Below are 19,904 nucleotides of genomic sequence, written 5' to 3'. Positions count from 1 at the left end.
TTTAGTTCTCACCCAATTTACTAGCCACTTTCTCCATTCCAAAAATCACGAAAAATCCTAAAATGGCTAAAACTATTGCCATCATAAATTGTGGTTGGCCATCAAAATTTTGTGGAGAGATACTTTTTTCTAAAAAAGGAACGACTTCTCCATGACTGTTGATTCTTGTTTCTAGAACTTGTTTCCAAGGCCAAACTTTGTTTAATGAACCTACCATGAAACCTATTAATAAAGTAAGTGTTGTGTTTTTATGATGACTAAACATCCAATGTAATATTTTAGAAAAGGATTTTAATCCAATGATTGCTCCAATTGCAAAAATGCCTAATTTTAATAACGCTTGTGTTAAGATTTCAGAATTGGCTGTCGTTAAACCTTCTCTAAATTGATTAATTGTACCAATTACAGTTTCATAAGAACCCATTAAAAGCAAGATAAAAGCGCCAGATATTCCAGGTAAAATCATAGCAATAATGGCAATAAATCCAGACAGAAAAATATACCAATAACTGTCAGGAGAACTCACTGGCCGTGCAATAGTAATGTAATACGAAACCGTAATTCCGATTAATAAAAATAAGATATCAACTAATTTCCATTTTGTAATTTCTTTCCAAATTAATGTAATACTGGCAATAATTAATCCAAAGAAAAACGACCAAATTAAAATAGGTTGGGTTTCCAGTAAGTGCGTTATGACTTTAGAAAAAGTTAAAACGCTTATTCCAATTCCTGTTAATAACGCTAATAAAAAACTTCCGTTTATTTGATTCCAAGTTGCTTTTATTCCTTCTTTTTTTAAGGTTTTAATTGCAGAAAGATTGACATTATTAATACTATCGATTAATTCTTGATAAATTCCAGATATAAAAGCTATTGTTCCTCCAGAAACACCAGGAACAACATCTGCCGCTCCCATAGCTAATCCTTTAAGCATAATAATAAGATAATCGGGGAATATTTTTCTCATGATATTAAATATTAAATTTTCAAAAGTTACAGTTGTCATTCTGACTAGAAGTTTCGGGATTGTTTAACTTCGTTGAATCTTCGATTTCAGAATCTTTATTTATTTCATAAAAGAAGCTGAAACGAGTTCAGCTTGACAATTGGTTTTTGAATATAGTTTTCAAATAGATTTAATTGTTGAATTTTTTTATTATTTTTTGAACTTCTTTTCTTTCCCAAACAACCGGAAATAATTCTTTGAATAAATCTAAGTGTTTGTTTTCCAATTTCATTGCGTTATTTAGATGAACAGTACCTTTTTTAATATTGTCTGTTAAGAAATACAATCCCGCTAAGCGATATTCCATTTCATATTCATTTGGGATAACAGTACTTGCTTCTAATAAAATTTCAATTGCAGTTTTAAATTCACCTAAAAATTGTAAAACATCTGTCCATAACGTAAACGTGTCTAAATTAACATCGCCATTTTCAAATGCTTTACGATAACCATATTCGGCTTCTTCGTATAAATGTAGCGCCGTATTTACTGCAGCAAAACGTTTCCAGTATAACGAATTATCTCCGTCAATTCCTATCGCTTTATTAACGTAATACAATGCTTTTGCAAAGTTTTTTTGACGAATATAAAAATCGGTAATAGCAATCCAACCTTTGTCTAACAATGGATCTTCGTGAACTGTTTTTAAATAATAATTTAATGCAAATTCAATATTTCCAAGACGTTCGTAACATTTTGCTACACGAAGCAATACAAAAGAAGAAGGATCATCTAATTCTAATGTAATGTTGTAGCAATCAATTGCATCTTGATATTTTTTTAGTTTTTCATACGATTTTGCTTTTTCCATGTACGCACCTAAGAAGGTTTCGTCTATTAAAGTAGCATACTCGAAAGCCCAAACTGCTTTTTCGTAGTTTTTTAAAGCATAATATTGTCTGCCTAATTGATGCCAAGCTACTTCGCTATATGGATTTTTATCTATGAATTTATTTAGATAAACAATGGCTTGCTCATTTTGGTCTAGAAAATCAAAGCAATATACAACGTTATAAAGAGCTGAGTAATCTTCAGTATCTTCATCTAAACACTTGATAAAATTTTCTTTTGCTAATTCTAAATCATCCATAAAAAGATACTCCATTCCAATCATCGAATACACATCGGCATAATCTTCTGTATATTTTAAAGCAATTTGTAAAAAAGAGATTGCTTTTTCGTGTTCGTCTCTTTTTGAATGTATGTTGGCTTTTTGAATGTAGATTTCTTCGTTAGTTGGTTCAATTGCATATAACTCGTTTAGGAGTTTTTCAGCAATATCAAGTTTGTCTTCGTAAACCAACATTTCAACGTGGACTAATTTTAATCCGGTAGATTTTGGATGTTGTTCTAATCCTAATTTTAGCGCTTTTTTAGCCAAATTTAATCGACCTGTATCCATGTAATGAAGAATAATATCTTCAAATTCCTCAGAATCAAAGAAAAAAACTTTATTAGTTTTTAGCATCGATTCAAATTTAGATAAGGACAAGCTGTTTTCTTCTTCTTCGTGACTCAAATTCATAGCGCTCAGTTTTATGATTTTATCCTATTTAAAATTAAGGAAATATAATGTAAGAATGGTTTGGTTATGTAATTGTTGTAAACAATTTAATTAACAATTTACAAGGGCAAAATCAATATCAAAAATCAATAACAACTTAAACCTAAACTGATAAAATCATCCATCATTTACTTCATTTCTTTTTCTATCTCATTTAACACCTCAATAATAATGCCACAACCTTTTGTAATTTCTTCGTTACTAATGGTTAATGGTGGTGTAATTCGGATAGCGCAGCCTTCGAAAAGTAACCAAAATAAAATAACTCCTCTTTTATGACAACGTAAAATAACTTCATTTGTTATTTCTGGAGTTTCTGTCATAGCAGCTATCATTAGGCCACGACCCCGAATTTCTTTAATTAACGGATGCACTAAAAGACTTCGGAACAATTGCTCTTTTTCTAAGGTTTCACTCATTAAGTTGGTTTCTGTTACTTCTTGTAAAGTAGCTAAACTTGCTGCCGCAATGACAGGATGTCCGCCAAAAGTAGTAATATGACCTAATTTAGGATTGTGACTTAATAAATCCATCATTTGCTCAGAGGCTGTAAAAGCACCAACCGGCATTCCTCCGCCCATACCTTTTCCCATGACAACTACATCAGGAACTACATCGTAGTTTTGAAATCCAAATAATTTCCCTGTGCGACCAAATCCAGGTTGAATTTCGTCTAATATCATAATAGCACCCACTTCGTCACAACGTTGGCGTACTTTTTTTAAAAAATCATTTTGAGGTTCAATAAAACCGGCGCCACCTTGAATCGTTTCTAATAAAATACCTGCTGTTTTTGTAGTAATTTTTTCTAAATCAGCTTCATTATTGAAAGTGATAAAATCTACATCCGGAATTAAAGGGCGAAAAATTTGTTTACGTTCTTCAAATCCCATCACACTCAAACTTCCCATTGTATTACCATGATAGGCATTGTGACATGAAATTAATTGGCTTCTTCCAGTAACTCTTCGGGCTAATTTTAAAGCGCCTTCTATGGCTTCAGTCCCAGAATTAACCAAATAGGTTTTTGTAAGTGGATAGGGTAGGTGTGATGCTAATAATTTACACAATTCCGTTGCTGGATGTTGGGCATATTCGCCATATACCATTACGTGAGAATAGGTGTCAAGTTGTTTTTTGATGGCATCATTTACGCGTTGCGGTTGATGTCCTAATGTGCAAGCCGAAACTCCAGCAACCATATCTAAATACGCATTGCCTTCAGTATCATAAATATAAGAGCCTTTAGCATGAGAAATTTCCATGGCTAAAGGATAAGGTGAAGTTTGTGCTTGATATTTAAAAAAATCTTCAATCATGTTTTTAGTCATTAGTGAAAAGTAAATAGTGATTAGTTGATTTGGCTAACTACTTCTATTTAGTACTTTTTACTTTTTTTACTTCTAGTTTTTTTACTTCTATTTTTTTATCCGATTTCTTTTCTTCTTTTTTGTTTTCGTCGAAATCTAAAGTTTCAGGAAGAATTTTCATAGGCATTTCAGCTTCAATTGCTTTCTTTTTTGCTTCAATTTGAATTTTATCGTCTAAAGCAATTTCTTCTGCTGGGAAAATATCGTCTTTGCTTAAAATTCTTTCGTCGCCTCGCCATAGAAAACCTTTTAATTTTCGAGCATTTTCTGGAAACTCTTTTTCAGGATATATATTACTATCGGTTTTGGTAAAAAAAGTAATCGAATTTATTTTGTTTTCTTCTAATTCTAAATTGATTTTACTACATAATGTTTTGTTAATTCCGATGAATTCATTGGCATCGTTGTACATGTAATAAATAACTTCGGCATTTTTTACGACATCAACTTCTTTTAGTTTACTATCAACAAATTTTCCGTACAAATTTTGTCCTTTTATTTGGTTGTAACCATTTTTACTAAGACTATCTTTTTGAATAATAAAAGCATTATTGAGTACTTTTAATGAATCTAATTTTTGTGTTTTGTTATTGCCAATTAAATGCATAACATCTCCAGTCATTTGGTTTTCGTTGTTCCAAAGAATTGGTTTTCCAATTAATTTGGTTAATTGTGTTTTATTATTGGAATGAAGCGAATCACATTTTCCACTCATATCGGTTTTATAAAAACGAACATTATTAAATGCACGAATAACACGATCGTCTTGCGGACCCGAAACGATGATTTTTTTACCATGCATATACATAGTGTCTTTTTCAACTAAAGTTTTTACCAACGCTCTTTTAGTTAAAATCATAGAGTCTTTTTTGGTAGCGGCATTTCTGTACAATTCTGCGTAATGACCTGTAGCGATTACGTTATTTATAGTGTCTGTGATTTTAACATTATTAATTCCTCTTGAAAAATTCTTCTTTCTATCATAATACAAATCATCACCTTCAATAATTTTGTTATCTAGTGTGATTTTGGAGTTTTTGGAAAGTTTTCCTATGTCGTTTGTAGTGTCGTAAAATCCGTTTTCAGTATAAATAACATTTTCTTTACTTGTAATGGTTGAAGGACCAAAAACATAAGCATGACCCGAATTCTCGTAATAATCTAAATTGTTAGTTTTGATGGTACTTTCCGGATTTTTAACGGTTACAGCAGTAGTAAACTTGTATTTCTTTTGGTCTACATAATAGCGACCCGATTTACTTGTTAAAGTGTTTTCTTTATTGCGAATGGTTCCGTACGTATTGTAAGATGCTACTTGATTTTTCTTATCAAAATAAACGGTATCTGTTGTAAGTATTGATTCTGGCGAACGTAAAACCACATCTCCAGTAGCAAAAGCTAATTCTTTATCGCCATTGTATTCTGCATAACGGCTGTTCATGGTAATGGTGTCGCCTTGATTCATTTGAACGTTTCCAAATGCTTTTATGTAGTTTTCATCTTTAAAATGATACGCTTTATTACAAAACATTTTTACTCCATTGTGAATGATGCGAACATTTCCAGTAAACACAATAGCGCCTGGAATTTCGGTCTGATTCATATCTACAAAATCAGAGTTTTCAATGATGATTTTTTTCTTTTCCTGAGCTACCGAAAAGGTAACTGAAAGTAGTAAAAAGGCTATATAAAAAAAAGTGTTTTTCAAGTCGGATTTATTTTGAGTCAAATTTAAGTAAAAACTCGAAAAGCCATTGATAATTAAGTTTTTTTTATCAGTTTTTAAATAAAAAAAGCGCTTTCAGAGGAAAGCGCTTTTTTTTTTTATCAGTTTTTAAATAAAAAAAGCGCTTTCAGAGGAAAGCGCTTTTAGTAATTATTTTGTTATTGTTTGTTTTCTGTCTGGTCCAACCGAGATTACTTTGATTGGTACTTCCACTTCTTTTTCAATAAATTCAATGTATTCTTTTAACTCTTGTGGTAATTCAGCATATGTTGTCATACCTGTTAAATCAGCTTTCCAACCTTTCATTTCGGTTAAAATTGGTGTAACGTTTTCTGGTTCGATATTGTAAGGTAAATGATTGATTTCTTGTCCTTTGTAGTTGTAGCCAGTACACACTTGTAAAGTTTCGAATCCAGAAAGAACATCGCCTTTCATCATATATAATTGAGTAACGCCATTTACTTGAACGGCATATTTTAAAGCTACTAAATCTAACCAGCCACAACGACGTGCACGACCTGTAACTGAACCAAATTCATTTCCTACTTTAGCCATAGTTTGTCCTGCTTCCTCAAAATCTTCTGTTGGGAAAGGTCCGCTGCCCACACGAGTGGTGTATGCTTTGAAAATTCCGAAAACGTCTTTTACTTTGTTAGGGGCAATTCCTAAACCTGTACAAGCTCCAGCTGCTGTTGTATTTGAAGAAGTTACAAAAGGATACGTTCCAAAATCAACATCTAATAAAGAACCTTGTGCTCCTTCTGCTAATATTGATTTTCCTTCTTTTAAGGCTTTGTTTAAATATTCTTCGCTATCAATGAAAGTTAATTTTTTTAAGTCTTTTACTGCTGCAAAAAACTCATCTTCCATTTCTTTAAGATTGTATTGTAATTCTACATCGTAGAATTTTATCATTGCTTCATGTTTGTCTGCTAAAGAACGGTAACGAGCCTCAAAATCTTCTAATTCTAAATCACCAACACGTAATCCATTTCTACCTGTTTTGTCCATGTAAGTTGGTCCAATTCCTTTAAGAGTAGAGCCAATTTTTGCTTTTCCTTTTGAAGCTTCAGATGCCGCATCTAATAAGCGATGTGTTGGTAAAATTAAATGGGCTTTTCTAGAAATAAATAATTTAGAAACTACGTCCATGTTGAACTTTGCTAAACCTTCAATTTCTTTTTGAAAAACTACAGGGTCGATTACAACTCCGTTTCCTATGATGTTAATTGCATTTTTATGAAAAATTCCAGAAGGAATGGTTCTTAATACGTGTTTAATTCCATCAAATTCTAATGTGTGTCCAGCATTTGGTCCACCTTGAAAACGAGCAATAATATCATATTTTGAGGTAAGAACGTCAACGATTTTTCCTTTTCCTTCATCGCCCCATTGTAATCCAAGTAGTAAATCTACAGTCATTGTGTTGTGTTGTTTGTTGTTGTTGAGACATTGCATTGCAACGTCTGTACTTAATTAATTTATATTCTATTGTTGTTTTTTTGTACCATAAAAGTAAAGTGAGTGGGTTGAAATATCAATCCCAAACATTTCTTCCATGGTTTGTTTAATTTGCTGAATTCTTGGATCACAAAATTCTATAACCTCACCAGTATCGGTTAATATAATATGATCGTGTTGTTTGTCGAAATATGATTTTTCGTAATGTGCTTGATTTTGTCCAAATTGATGGCGACGTACAAGACCACATTCTAATAAAAGTTCTATAGTATTGTAAAGGGTTGCTCTACTTACTCTATAATTTTTATTTTTCATTTTGATGTACAACGATTCAATATCAAAATGTTCGGCAGTATTGTAAATTTCCTGAAGAATAGCAAATCGCTCCGGTGTTTTGCGATGTGTTTTTTCTTCTAAATATTTAGTAAAAACGTTCTTTACAATTTCCTGATTTTTGTTTTCCATCGATTTTATTAATCAAATATTGGCAAAGATAGTGTTATTTTTGCTTTGTGTAAAATACTAAATTTAATTGCTTGGGTATTAGTTATTAACTTTTGTTAATTATTATAAACACGAGTTACTTTATCAATACCATCCACTTTTTTGATATTATCGATTAGTTTTTTCAAAATGGTATTGTTTTGAACTACAACTGTAACTTGTCCGTTAAAAATTCCTGCTTCACTATTTAAAGAAATGCTCTGAATGTTTACATTCATTTGGCTTGAAATAACTTTTGTTAAATTATTAGTTAAACCTAATATATCCATTCCTTTGATTTTTAAAATTGCTTTGAATTCTTCTTGAGAAGAATCTATCCATTTTGCTTGAATAATTCTATAAGCATAATTAGATTGCATGCTAATTGCATTTGGACAATCTTTTCTATGTACTTTAATTCCTTCATTAATAGAAACAAATCCAAACACTTCGTCACCTGGAATTGGATTGCAACAGCTTGATAATTTATAGTCTAATTTGTCTTGCTCGGTTCCAAAAACCAACATGTCAAATTTTTTGCTTATTTCATTTTTTTGAACTTGCTCAGTTTGATTCGATGGAGATCGTTTTATTGTTTTCTTAAAGAAATTGACTAACGTATTACTTTTTTGTGCTACATATTCTTTTAGCTGTTGATTTTCTATTGCACCAATTCCTGCACGATAATATAAATCTAGACTAGTTTGTAATTTAAAGAAATTAACTAATTCATTTGTTGTAGTTTCGTTAAGCGTAATTTTTAAGTGGCGCAATTTACGGGTAAGAATTTCTTTTCCGTCTTCAGCAATTTTTTTGGTATTTTCGTTTAGAACATTTTTAATTTTATTTTTTGCTCTAGAAGTGGTAACATAATCTAACCATTGTGATGTTGGTTTTTGATTTACCGATGTAATAATTTCTACTTGATCGCCGCTGTTTAAAACATGATTTAGAGGCACTAACTTGCCATTTACTCTTGTTCCTCTAGTTTTTACACCAATTTCTGAGTGAATACTGAAAGCGAAATCTAGTGAAGTAGCTCCTTTTGGTAATGATTTAATTTCGCCTTTAGGAGTAAAAACATAAATTTCTTTAGCATATAAATTCAGTTTAAAATCTTCAACAAAATCTACTGCGTTGCTTGCCGAATTTTCTAGTGCTTCTTTTAATTGATTTAGCCAAATTTCCAAACCGTGTTCTTCAGTTGCTCCGTTTTTGTATTTGTAATGGGCTGCATAACCTTTTTCAGCAATTTCATCCATTCTTTCGCTTCGAACTTGAATTTCTACCCAGCGACCTTTTGGTCCCATAACAGTTATATGTAAAGCTTCATAACCTGTAGATTTTGGAGATGAAATCCAATCGCGTAATCTACTTGGCGAAGGGCGATAGTGATCTGTAACAACGGAGTAAATTTTCCAAGCAATGAATTTTTCATCATGTGGATTGGATTTGTATATTATTCGAAGTGCAAATTTATCGTAGACTTCATCAAAAGTTACGTTTTGCGCTTTCATTTTTCTACGAATGGAATAAATTGATTTTGGACGACCTTTTATAGTAAATTCAATTCCTTCGTTTACCATAGATGTACTTAAAACTTCAGAAATACTTTTGATATATTCATCTTGTTCTTCTTTTGTTTCTTTAATCTTACTTACAATGTCATTGTAAATTTCTGGTTCGGTATATTTTAAACCTAAATCTTCTAATTGTGTTTTTATGTTATATAAACCTAAACGATGCGCAAGCGGTGCATAAATATACAAGGTTTCAGAAGCTATTTTGGCTTGTTTGTAATCCACCATACTTCCCATAGTTTGCATATTATGCAATCTATCGGCAATTTTTATCAAAATTACTCTAACATCATCATTTAATGTTAAAAGCATTTTTCTGAAATTTTCTGCTTGTACGGAGATTTCCTGATCAGTTTTAACTTTTGCAATTTTAGTAAGACCTTCAACTAATTGTGCAATTTTAGGATTGAACATTTTTTCAATATCCTGAACTGTAATGTCGGTATCTTCTACAACATCATGCATTAATGCAGCAGCAATTGAGGTAGCGCCAAGTCCAATATCGCGAGCAACAATTTTTGCTACCGCAATAGGGTGAAAAATGTAGGCTTCTCCAGACTTTCTTCTTTGGTCTTTATGTGCATCAACAGCTACGTCAAATGCTTTACGAATGATTTTTTTATCTTCATCTGTAAGGGTTTGATAACTGATGCGAAGTAGTTCTTTATATTCTTGCGCAATGGCTTTGTTTTCTGCTTCTAATTCTATCTCTGTCATACATTTTCTTTAACCAACTAAAAGTATAGTAATTTTTCTAATTGTGCAAGTTTAGAAAATAGAAAAAAGAGAAAAGAAAATAGACTATAAATTTGATTCTTAAGATTGTCCCGAAGCTTCGAGATTGCTATTGAAATTGTCTTTGTCTTTTAGCTTCAAATAGTAAAATTGCAGCTGCAACGGAAACATTCATAGAATCGATTTCTCCTTGCATTGGAATAATGATGTTTTTTGTGCTCTCAGTACGCCATTTTTCAGATAAACCAGTGGCTTCTGTTCCTACAACTAAAGCAGTAGGAGTGGTGTAGTTTTGGGAATGATATTCGGTTGAATCTTGTAAAGTTGCCGAATAAATACTGATGTTATTTGCTTTTAAATAAGCAATAACTTCTTCTGTAGTTCCAACAGCAATTTGTCTAGTAAATAAACAACCTACGCTCGAGCGAACGATATTAGGATTGTATAAATCACTTTTTGGATTGGCAATGATTACGGCATCAATATTAGCAGCATCGGCTGTTCTTAGAATGGCACCAATATTCCCTGGTTTTTCTAATGATTCTCCCACTAAAATTAATGGATTTTTAGAAAGTTTTAAATCGGATAATGCTAACGATTTTGTTTTGGCAATCGCTAAAATGCCTTCTGTTGTATCACGATAGGCTAGTTTTTGGTAGACTTCTTTAGATATTTCAATTATGTTTAACGGTTTATTTGTTAAATCGTTTAATTGTTTTTCTGAAATGATTTCAGATAAAAATAGAATGGTTTCTAATTCATAACCTCCTTTTAGTGCCAATTCAATTTCGCGTTTTCCTTCAATTAAAAAAGTGCCCGTTTGCTTACGAACTTTTGCTTTTTCTTGTAATTGAACTAACGATTTAATAAACGGATTTTGAACTGAAGTGATTTGTTTCATATTTTAGGCACAAGTTTAGCCGCGAAGGCATTATGGTGCAAAGTTATTATTTAGTTATGAATTATCAGATATGTTATTAAAATTTACGGAAATAAAAAAACTAATACATATGTTACTAAAATAATAAGAAAGAAAGCGAAAATGAATATTATTTTAGAAAGAAAGTTGATAATTGTATTTTTTTTAATAATAATAATTGAGATGATTGTTATAAAAGATGTAATCAACATTAAAATAAAAAATAAAGATGCCCATGGGTTTCCACTCGAATAAATTGGAATTTCTCCAAGAATCCTAATAAGAATTTCGTTTAGCAATATTAATGCAAATGCTACTGAAATTTTAAAATTGAAGTTTTCATTGTTTAGATTTTTCAATAAAATAAACATACAAATAGGCATGTAAATATATGAAAACGCTCCAATCATATTTTGAAATTCTATTGATAAGATTCCAAATATTAAAACTATTAAAATAGATATTACAGTATTCAAATGTTCTTTAATCATAAAAGTGTCGATATTATAAAGCCACAAAGTTGTTTAATTCTTTGTGGCTTTGAGTCTTTGTGGCTATAAATTATTTTTTTTGTTGTTCAAATTTTCCTTTGTAGCGTTGGTACAATTCGGTGTGGTGACTTTCTAAACTAATCTGTCTTCCATCGATAAAAGCGAATGAAATAATATTAGTTTTCATATCTAAAGCATCGCCTTCAGAAATAAATAAAGTAGCGCTTTTACCAGTTTCTAACGTTCCATATTGCTTGTCAATTCCTAATATTTTAGCCGAGTTTCCTGTAATTAATTGTAATGCTTGTTCTTTAGTTAATCCCCAAGCAGCACAAGTTCCAGCATAAAAAGGAAGGTTTCTAGTTTGCATACGCTCCATGTCGCCAGCATTTTGTAAACCAACTAAAACACCAGCATCAACTAATAATTTTGCATTTTTATAAGGTAAATTTACATCTTCATCTTCTAATAAAGGCAAGTCGTGCACTCGTTTTAATAAAACTGAAACTTCGTTTTCTTTTAATAAATTGGCGACTTTAAATGCATAATAACCGCCAACAATTACCATTTTAGTAATGTTGTTTTTCTTTTTAAATAAAACAGCATCAATAATTTCCTTTTCGCCATTTGCATTTATATACAACGTTTTTTCGCCCGATTGTAAACCTTTCATAGCTTCAAATGGAATGTCTTTTTTAGCATTTTTACTTCCTAAATAAGCAAAAGCATTATCAAAATATTCCTGTATAGCTTTTATTTGTGGTTCGTAATTTTTGTTAAGTTCTATTCCTCCTGGTTCTGCCCACCAGCCTGCTCTTGAGTAGCTTCTTGGCCAGTTCAAATGAATTCCGTCGTTAGTTTTTACAGTTGCGTCTTCCCAATTCCAAGCATCTAATTGAACGATTGAAGATGTTCCTGGAATTCTTCCGCCTCTTGGTGTAATTTGAGCTAATAACACTCCATTTGGACGCGTAGTTTCAACCAATTTAGATTCAGCATTATAAGCAATAATACTTCTAACATGCGGATTAAATTCACCAATTTCACTTTCGTCATCAGAAGCTCTAACAGCATCTATTTCTACTAAACCAAGAGTTGAGTTTGGTGCTATAAAACCAGGGTAAACATGCTTTCCAGAAGCATCAATCATGATGTCATGTTTAGCGGGTTTCATTACAGTTGCATCGCCAATGTTTGCGATTTTTCCATCAATAATTGAAATTAAACTATTTTCAATTACTTGTCCGTTTCCTAAATGCGCTTTTGCACCTAAGATTAAAATCGATTTACTTTGTTTTGGAGCTGGAGTTTGTTGGGCAAACCCAAACAAAGAAATAAATAAAAGAACTATATATTTTTTCATCATTAATTGTATTTGTAGTGAGACTCTTTGCAATATTCTCCTAAAGTATCACAGTGGTAGTGACCGTTTTCTTTTTTCTTAGGTAATTGCGTTTTCATTCCTTTGTTTTTAGCATCTAACATCAAATTGATTAATTCTGCTCGCTCTTTTTGAATAGTTGCTAAAGTTGCTGTTTCTGTTTCTAAGTCATAGAAAATGATTCCGTCTACTAATGTTTTTTCAGCTCTTGTGTATATTGATAATGGACTTTCTGACCATAATACAACATCGGCATCTTTTCCTACTTTAATACTTCCTACTTTGTTGTCAATTTGAAGAATTTTTGCAGGATTTAAGGTTACAAAGTTCCAAGCTTGTTCTTCAGTAACGTTTCCGTATTTAACTGTTTTAGCTGCTTCTTGATTTAAACGACGCGACATTTCGGCATCATCAGAATTGATAGAAACTTGCACGCCTTCGTTTTGCATAATTGCTGCGTTATAAGGAATGGCATCGTTTACTTCGTATTTATACGCCCACCAGTCAGCAAAAGTAGATCCGGCTACTCCATGAGCCGTCATTTTATCTGCTAATTTATAACCTTCTAAAATGTGAGTAAAAGTTTGAATTTTAAATCCATAACGTTCTGCTAATTTCATTAACATGTTAATTTCTGATTGCACATAAGAGTGACATGTGATGAAACGTTTCTTAGCCAAAATTTCGCCTAAAACCTCCATTTCAATATCAAATCTTGGCATAATTTTGTTTTTACCTTTTCCAGATTTATAGGCATCCCATTCGTTTTTGTATTCGATAGCTCTTGTGAAATAATCTTCATAAACTTGTTCAACTCCCATACGAGATTGTGGGAAACGGTTACGTGAAAAATCGCCCCAGTTGGATTGTTTTACGTTTTCTCCTAAAGCAAATTTGATATATTTTGGAGCATCTTGAACGATCATTTCGTCTGGAGAATAACCCCATTTTAATTTAATAAAAGCAGCACGACCACCAATAGGATTTGCTGAACCATGTAATAAGTTAGCCGAGGTAACGCCACCGGCTAAATTTCTATAAATGTTGATATCATCTGAATTTACTACGTCTTCAATGGTAACTTCTGCAGATGAATTTTGACCTCCTTCATTAACTCCATTAGAAATTGCAATATGAGAATGCTCGTCTATGATTCCGGCAGTTAAGTGTTTACCGGTTCCATCAACAACTTTTGCTCCAGTTGTAGGAAGGTTTTTTCCAATTTTGGCAATTTTACCGTTTTGGATTAAAACATCTGTATCTTTTAAAACACCTTCTTTTTCCCCAGTCCAAACGGTTACATTTTTAAACAAAATAGTTTCCTGCTTTGGTTTTGTAACTGTTCCAAAAGAAATATTAGGATAGGTTACTTCATACATTGACGGTACTTTTGGTTCGTCTTTTTTATCCTCTTTCTTTTTATCTTCTTTAACTTCTGCTGCTCTTTTAGTCGCTGTCCAAGTTGTTTCGTTTCCGTTTTCTAAAACGGCTTTTCCTTGCATCATATCTTTAACAAAAGTTCCAGAAAGTCTAACGAAATTAGCTTTTGTAGTATCTTGATTTTTAATAACTAAATTTACCCAAGGATCATTAAACTGAATTTTTGTTCCAAAGTTAATACTGTCTTTAACTGCTTTTGCTTCAAATTTTGAAGTTTCGCCTTCGATTTTTAATTCAAATTTATGGTTATCGAAAACTAAATCATAAGTACCTCTAATGTCAGTAGGGTTAATTTTATCAATGATGTTTCGATTTCCTTGTACCCAGTTTTCTAAGATGTTGCTTTTGTCTTCAAAAATATCACCAGAAACAATGATGAAGTTTGCTAATTTGCCTTTTGAAATCGAACCTACTTTATCAAATTGATTGACCAATTTTGCAGGTGTTTCAGTTAAAGCTAATAATGCCTTATCTTTTGGTAAGCCATATAAAACAGCTTTTCTTATATTAGATAAAAATGATTTAGTTTCTTTTAAATCAGTTGTAGAAAGTACAAAAGAAACATTATTATCTACTAATATTTTTAAGTTGAAAGGTGCTTGATTCCAAAACTTCATATCGCTCAAGCTTACTTGTTGCGCTAAATATGGGTCAGATACATCATATACGTCTGGGAAATTTAATGGAATAATATAAGTGGCTCCTGTTTTTTTGATTTCGTTTATACGTTCAAATTCGTTTCCACTTCCTTTAATTAAATATTTTATTCCAAACTCATTTCCAATTTTTGCTGCTCTCAATGCATTTAATTTATCTCCAGCATTAAAAATTTGTAATAATGATTTATTAGAATTGAATGCTTCTAACGATAAATCTTTGTTACTTGCATTTCCTTGTGCGTACCATTTTGCATCGTGAAATACTTGACGAATTAAAGCCATGCTTCCCATCATAGAGGATGGGTAACTTTGTTTCGTAAATTTACTTCTACTAAATGTGAAATGTTGTGAAACTTTTTCTTTTAACATTCTATCGGCATTTGAGCCAAAGTCGTTTAATGTCCAAAGTAGTCCAGTACCAGCAATAACTCCATCATTATGATGACTTAAAATGGTTCCAAAACCAACTTCTCTTAAGTTTCCAGCTGCTTTAGAATCATAGTTTAAATTTTCGTAAGCATTGTATTCTGGTTTAATATGGTCGTTCCAGTAATATCCTTCACGATTGGTGTCGTACTGTGGTGTAAAATTTCCGTTTGGTCTTGGAGATGGTTTGCTAATTCCGAATTCGCTATACAACTCAATGAAAGACGGATAAATTGTTTTTCCAGTTGCATCAATAATTGTAGCTCCTTTAGGAATTGAAACGGTTGTACCAACTTCAATAATTTTATCTTCTTTAATAAGAAGAGTTGCTTTCTCAATTTTTTGAGTTGCAGACACATAAATAGTAGCATTTGTTAGTGCAAAATAGTTTTTAAAACTTTGTTTTACACCATCATTTTTTGGAAAATATTCTTGTGCATTTCCAGAAATGGAAAGAAAGAATACTAACAGTAACGATAAGTATCTCATGTTTTTTAGTTTAGTAATGGATAAAGATAAAAATTATCTTCGATTTTAATAATTAAGAAATAGTATTTAAGAAATTTTAACTTTTGTTTTAATTATTGTTATTTGTTTAAATAAAGATATCCGGTTAATGGTTCTGGATAATTAGGGTCGTTTAAATGAAGTATGTAATAGTAAGTTCCTGCTGGAGCTTGCGTGTTTCCAACTCCTTCTTCAACATAACCATCCCAGTCGGGTTTATTGTTGTTACCCGTCCACAAATGTTTTCCCCAACGGTTGTAGATTAATAATTCAAAATTTACAAAAACATCTCTTAGTCCTTCAACAAAGAAAGTATCGTTTGAAAAATCTCCGTTAGGAGAAACAGCATTATAAACTGTAGGAGGACAATTTTCGGTAAATAAAAAGAAAGAAGTGATAGAGAAACATCCATTGTCGATTCTTACAAAAATTTCTTTAGGAGTTGTTAGTGCTTCGTAATTAGAACTATTTAAAATTGAGTTGGTATTTTGAACAGCATCATCGTAACTTTCATGAAATGAAACAATATGAGAAGGATTCGTTTTAACTAATTCTGAATAATTTGAAAAATCAAAAAGACCTCTGGTTAGTCCTAAATTACAAGTTGTTATGTTTTCTAGAGTATTAAAAGTTGGTGATATAATTAATTGAATTTCAATTTGAAATGAATTGTTAGTTTCAATTAATTCGGGTGCAATTCCAGTTCCGTTTCCAGTATCATCAACAACTGCAGTTAATGTAAAATTTAAAGGAATTGTAGTTGGAATTGATAATGTAATGTTTCCGTTTTCGCTAGCTCCAATTGGAATTATGTTTTGTGTAAAAGTGGTTCCAATTGCTTGTGTTCCAATATAAAAAGTGATAGGAGTATTAGCTTGTAAAACTTCTGTACTATTCAAATTTGAAACAATATAATCGATGTTTACATCTCTCGAATCACAAACAGAAGTTGGGTTTTCAAGAACAATAGTTGCGTCAGGTAATTGACTGTTTAGCTTTGTTACAACGGTATTCAACATTACATAATCTTGACCAGATTGTAAGGAAACTGTTGCTGAAGTAGTTCCTGGAACAATATAATTTTCTATTGAATAAACATCCAAATCCATATTGTAAAGAGTAGTAGAATTGGTTTCAGTATTTGTGCCATTAAAAGCATTATTACTTGGATTTAATGTATTACTCAATATGTTGGTTGTTCCATTTGCAGTAAAGGTTAATCGTTCGCTAACTTGAATAAATCGATCACCTTCCCAAGCTATAAATCCAATTTTTGCTCCTGTATTACTAATTAAATAAAGATTGTCTAGCTGAATCGTCATGTTATCTAAAATACCTAATGGAAGATTTGGTGATAAAGCTTCTAAACCTTGATAAATATTTAATTGATTTAATGTTAAATTAGGGTTTTCATAAACAACTAAAATAGCCCAACCTCCAAATTGTGTGGCATTGTTATAATAAGTGGTTACCAAGCTATTTAAATCGAAATCAGACAGCGTGTAGGTGCCATTTCCAGTTGTTTGAACAAAGCTTGTTATGTCTTTAAAAGCACTAAAGTAGGTAAGGTTGCTTGAAGTGCCTATTACAGTGCTAAGTGCATCCGGAGTAATGTCAATTCCGTTTAGTTTTATTTCAGTGTCACCAGTGCCGCTTCCTGCCCAATATAAGTAAGCTCTTTCAATTCTATCATTTACATCAAGGTTTAATGTTGCAGATGATTGTGTATATAAAAAAGTTGGATATTGAAACGTATTTTCGTCTGGATTCATCGTATTTCCAATAAAAGTAAAATCGTATCGGCCATTAATTTGTGTAAACAACGAAATGTCCTGACTTTTTACTAAAGTAGGGTAGAAGATTTGAAGAAGAAAAACAAGATAAAATATTTTTTTCAACATATTGATTTTCTGAAAATTTGGTTCTAATTTACTATATTTTTTTTAAAAATTACATTATACAAACCCTAACAACTAAAAAATTACTAAATTTCCGCTTTAAAATCGAAATTTGAAAAATTATCACATCCAAAAATATAATTCTGAAAATTATCACTTGTGGAATGAATTTGTAGCCAATGCAAAAAACGCTACTTTTTTATTTCATAGAGATTTTATGGAATATCATAGTGATAGATTTCACGATTTTTCATTGTTGATTTTTGATGAAAAAGAAACTTTAAAAGCAATTTTACCAGCCAATTTAATTGATGATGTACTTTATTCGCATCAGGGATTAACCTATGGAGGAATTGTAATTAATGAAAGTAGTAAACTGTCAGAATTTATTTTCATTACCAAATTAGTTTTGCAGTTTTTAGATCAAAATGCGATTCAAAAAATCATATTTAAAGAAATGCCTTCAATTTATTGCAACAAACCTTCTGACGAATTAAGTTACCTTATGTTTTTATTACAAGCTAATTTAATTAAAAAGGATGTTTTATCGGTTATAGATTTGCAAACTAATTTTAGTTTTTCTCGCGATAGAAATAACGGAGTTAAACGTGGAATAAATAATAAACTGATTGTTAAGGAAGAGACTAATTTTGAGTTGTTTTGGAATGAAATTTTAATTCCTAATCTAGAATTAAAACACCAAACAAAACCGGTCCATTCTTTAGAAGAAATAGTTGTTTTACATCGCAAATTTCCAAAAAATATTAGGCAATTTAACGTGTATCAAAACGATAAAATTGTAGCAGGAACCACAATTTTTGAAACTGATTTAGTTGCTCATTCACAGTATATTTCAGGAAATTCAGATAAAAATGAATTGGGAAGTTTAGATTTTTTACACGAAAATTTGATTTCTAACGTTTTTAAAGAAAAAAAGTACTTCGATTTTGGGATTTCGAATGAAAATCAAGGAAAAAATATTAATGAAGGATTGTTGTATTGGAAAGAATCTTTTGGAGCAAGAACAATTGTTCAAAATTTTTATGAAGTTGAAACAAAAAATTACCCACTTTTAGAAAACGTTTTAATATGATACATTTCCTAAATTTAAAAAAAATAAACCAACCTTTTGAAGTTGCTTTTCAGAACAAAATGAAGCAATTTTTAGAAGAAGGATGGTATGTTTTAGGAAACGAAGTAAAACAGTTTGAAACTAATTTTGCACACTTTTGCGGAACAAAACATTGTATAGGTGTTGGAAATGGTTTAGATGCTTTGATTCTTATTTTTAAAGCGTATATTCAACTTGGAAAATTACAAAAAGGCGATGAGGTTATTGTTCCTGCAAATACTTATATAGCAAGTATTTTAGCTGTTTTGCAAGCCGATTTAGTTCCTGTTTTAGTTGAACCTAGATTGGAAACTTACAACATCAATCCAAATGAAATTGAAGCCAAAATAACCTCTAAAACAAAAGCTATTTTACCGGTTCATTTGTATGGTCAATTGTGCGAAATGGATGCAATTAACGAAATCGCTAAAAAACACAATCTTTTAATTATAGAAGATGCGGCTCAAGCTCATGGTGCAAGATTTAGTGTTCAGTGTTCAGTCGAAAGTGTTCAGTCAAATGCAGATTGTCATACTGAACTTGTTTCAGTATCTCATCACCTATCACCCAACACCCAACACCCCAAAGCGTATAGCTTTTATCCCGGAAAAAATTTGGGAGCACTTGGCGATGCTGGAGCAATTACAACGAATGATGATGCGCTAGCAGAAGTTTTATATCAGTTACGAAATTATGGTTCAAAAGTTAAATATGAAAACGAAATCATAGGTGTTAACTCTCGTTTAGATGAATTACAAGCCTCTTTTTTAAATATAAAATTAAAGCATTTAGAAGCTGAAAATGACTTTCGAAGAAGTGTAGCAAAACAATATCTTTCTGAAATTAAAAATGATAAAATTACTTTGCCAAGTTGGGATTTATCAAAAAATCATGTATTTCATTTGTTTGTAATTCGTACTTCAAATCGTACTGAATTGAAAAATTATTTATATGAAAACGGAATTGAAACCATGATTCATTATCCCATTCCGCCACATAAACAAAATGCATTATCAGATTGGAATACATTGTCTTTTCCTATTACAGAAAAAATTCATGATGAGGTTTTGAGTATTCCGTTGAATTCTGCTTTAAAGACTTCAGAAGTAGATCATATTATAACAATTTTAAACAAATATTGATT

Annotated in this window: 13 protein-coding genes; 2 read left to right on the top strand and 11 right to left on the bottom strand. The window is 31.3% G+C overall.

Features of this window, described 5'->3' with window-relative positions; translation table 11 throughout:
• Window position 1: 1 nt before the first annotated feature.
• From GFJ99_RS10765 to GFJ99_RS10715, 11 genes are all read right to left on the bottom strand, one after another.
• On the bottom strand, window positions 2–970 hold the full coding sequence (locus GFJ99_RS10765) for a DUF368 domain-containing protein (protein ID WP_153208711.1): 969 nt from the start codon (window positions 968–970) through the stop codon (window positions 2–4).
• A gap of 169 nt (window positions 971–1,139) precedes the next feature.
• Window positions 1,140–2,534: a lipopolysaccharide assembly protein LapB gene (locus GFJ99_RS10760; protein ID WP_153208710.1), complete on the bottom strand. Its 1,395-nt coding sequence runs from the start codon at window positions 2,532–2,534 to the stop codon at window positions 1,140–1,142.
• Window positions 2,535–2,701: 167 nt separating this feature from the next.
• On the bottom strand, window positions 2,702–3,892 hold the full coding sequence (locus GFJ99_RS10755; RefSeq protein ID WP_153208709.1) for an aspartate aminotransferase family protein: 1,191 nt from the start codon (window positions 3,890–3,892) through the stop codon (window positions 2,702–2,704).
• 55 nt (window positions 3,893–3,947) lie between these two features.
• A complete protein-coding gene (locus GFJ99_RS10750; RefSeq protein WP_153208708.1) occupies window positions 3,948–5,651 on the bottom strand; it encodes an OstA-like protein in 1,704 nt (567 codons plus the stop codon).
• A gap of 168 nt (window positions 5,652–5,819) precedes the next feature.
• Window positions 5,820–7,091 carry an adenylosuccinate synthase gene (locus GFJ99_RS10745; protein ID WP_153208707.1) on the bottom strand — a complete coding sequence of 424 codons (1,272 nt, stop codon included), beginning with the start codon at window positions 7,089–7,091 and terminating at the stop codon, window positions 5,820–5,822.
• A 66-nt stretch (window positions 7,092–7,157) separates the two neighbouring features.
• Entirely contained in the window at window positions 7,158–7,595 is a 438-nt protein-coding gene (locus tag GFJ99_RS10740) for a Fur family transcriptional regulator (RefSeq protein ID WP_153208706.1), read from the bottom strand.
• A 95-nt stretch (window positions 7,596–7,690) separates the two neighbouring features.
• Window positions 7,691–9,910: a bifunctional (p)ppGpp synthetase/guanosine-3',5'-bis(diphosphate) 3'-pyrophosphohydrolase gene (locus GFJ99_RS10735; protein ID WP_153208705.1), complete on the bottom strand. Its 2,220-nt coding sequence runs from the start codon at window positions 9,908–9,910 to the stop codon at window positions 7,691–7,693.
• A 127-nt stretch (window positions 9,911–10,037) separates the two neighbouring features.
• The gene (locus GFJ99_RS10730; RefSeq protein WP_153208704.1) at window positions 10,038–10,829 is read right to left on the bottom strand and encodes an RNA methyltransferase; all 792 of its coding nucleotides are present in this window, start codon (window positions 10,827–10,829) and stop codon (window positions 10,038–10,040) included.
• 579 nt (window positions 10,830–11,408) lie between these two features.
• Entirely contained in the window at window positions 11,409–12,701 is a 1,293-nt protein-coding gene (locus GFJ99_RS10725) for an amidohydrolase family protein (protein ID WP_370454306.1), read from the bottom strand.
• A gap of 2 nt (window positions 12,702–12,703) precedes the next feature.
• Window positions 12,704–15,733, bottom strand: a complete 3,030-nt coding sequence (locus GFJ99_RS10720; RefSeq protein ID WP_153208702.1) for an amidohydrolase family protein — start codon at window positions 15,731–15,733, stop codon at window positions 12,704–12,706.
• A 98-nt stretch (window positions 15,734–15,831) separates the two neighbouring features.
• Window positions 15,832–17,652: a gliding motility-associated C-terminal domain-containing protein gene (locus GFJ99_RS10715; protein WP_238990087.1), complete on the bottom strand. Its 1,821-nt coding sequence runs from the start codon at window positions 17,650–17,652 to the stop codon at window positions 15,832–15,834.
• A 109-nt stretch (window positions 17,653–17,761) separates the two neighbouring features.
• Here GFJ99_RS10715 and GFJ99_RS10710 point away from each other — a divergent pair, with 109 nt between their 5' ends.
• Window positions 17,762–18,742, top strand: a complete 981-nt coding sequence (locus GFJ99_RS10710) for a GNAT family N-acetyltransferase (protein ID WP_153208701.1) — start codon at window positions 17,762–17,764, stop codon at window positions 18,740–18,742.
• Window positions 18,739–19,902, top strand: a complete 1,164-nt coding sequence (locus GFJ99_RS10705; RefSeq protein ID WP_153208700.1) for a DegT/DnrJ/EryC1/StrS aminotransferase family protein — start codon at window positions 18,739–18,741, stop codon at window positions 19,900–19,902. The genes GFJ99_RS10710 and GFJ99_RS10705 overlap by 4 nt, the downstream gene beginning before the upstream one ends.
• The last annotated feature ends 2 nt before the right edge of the window (window positions 19,903–19,904 follow it).

Origin of the sequence: Flavobacterium sp. LMO6 (genome assembly GCF_009495795.1) — a bacterium.
Taxonomy (GTDB): Bacteria; Bacteroidota; Bacteroidia; order Flavobacteriales; family Flavobacteriaceae; genus Flavobacterium.
This window is presented reverse-complemented; position numbering and strand designations above follow the sequence as displayed.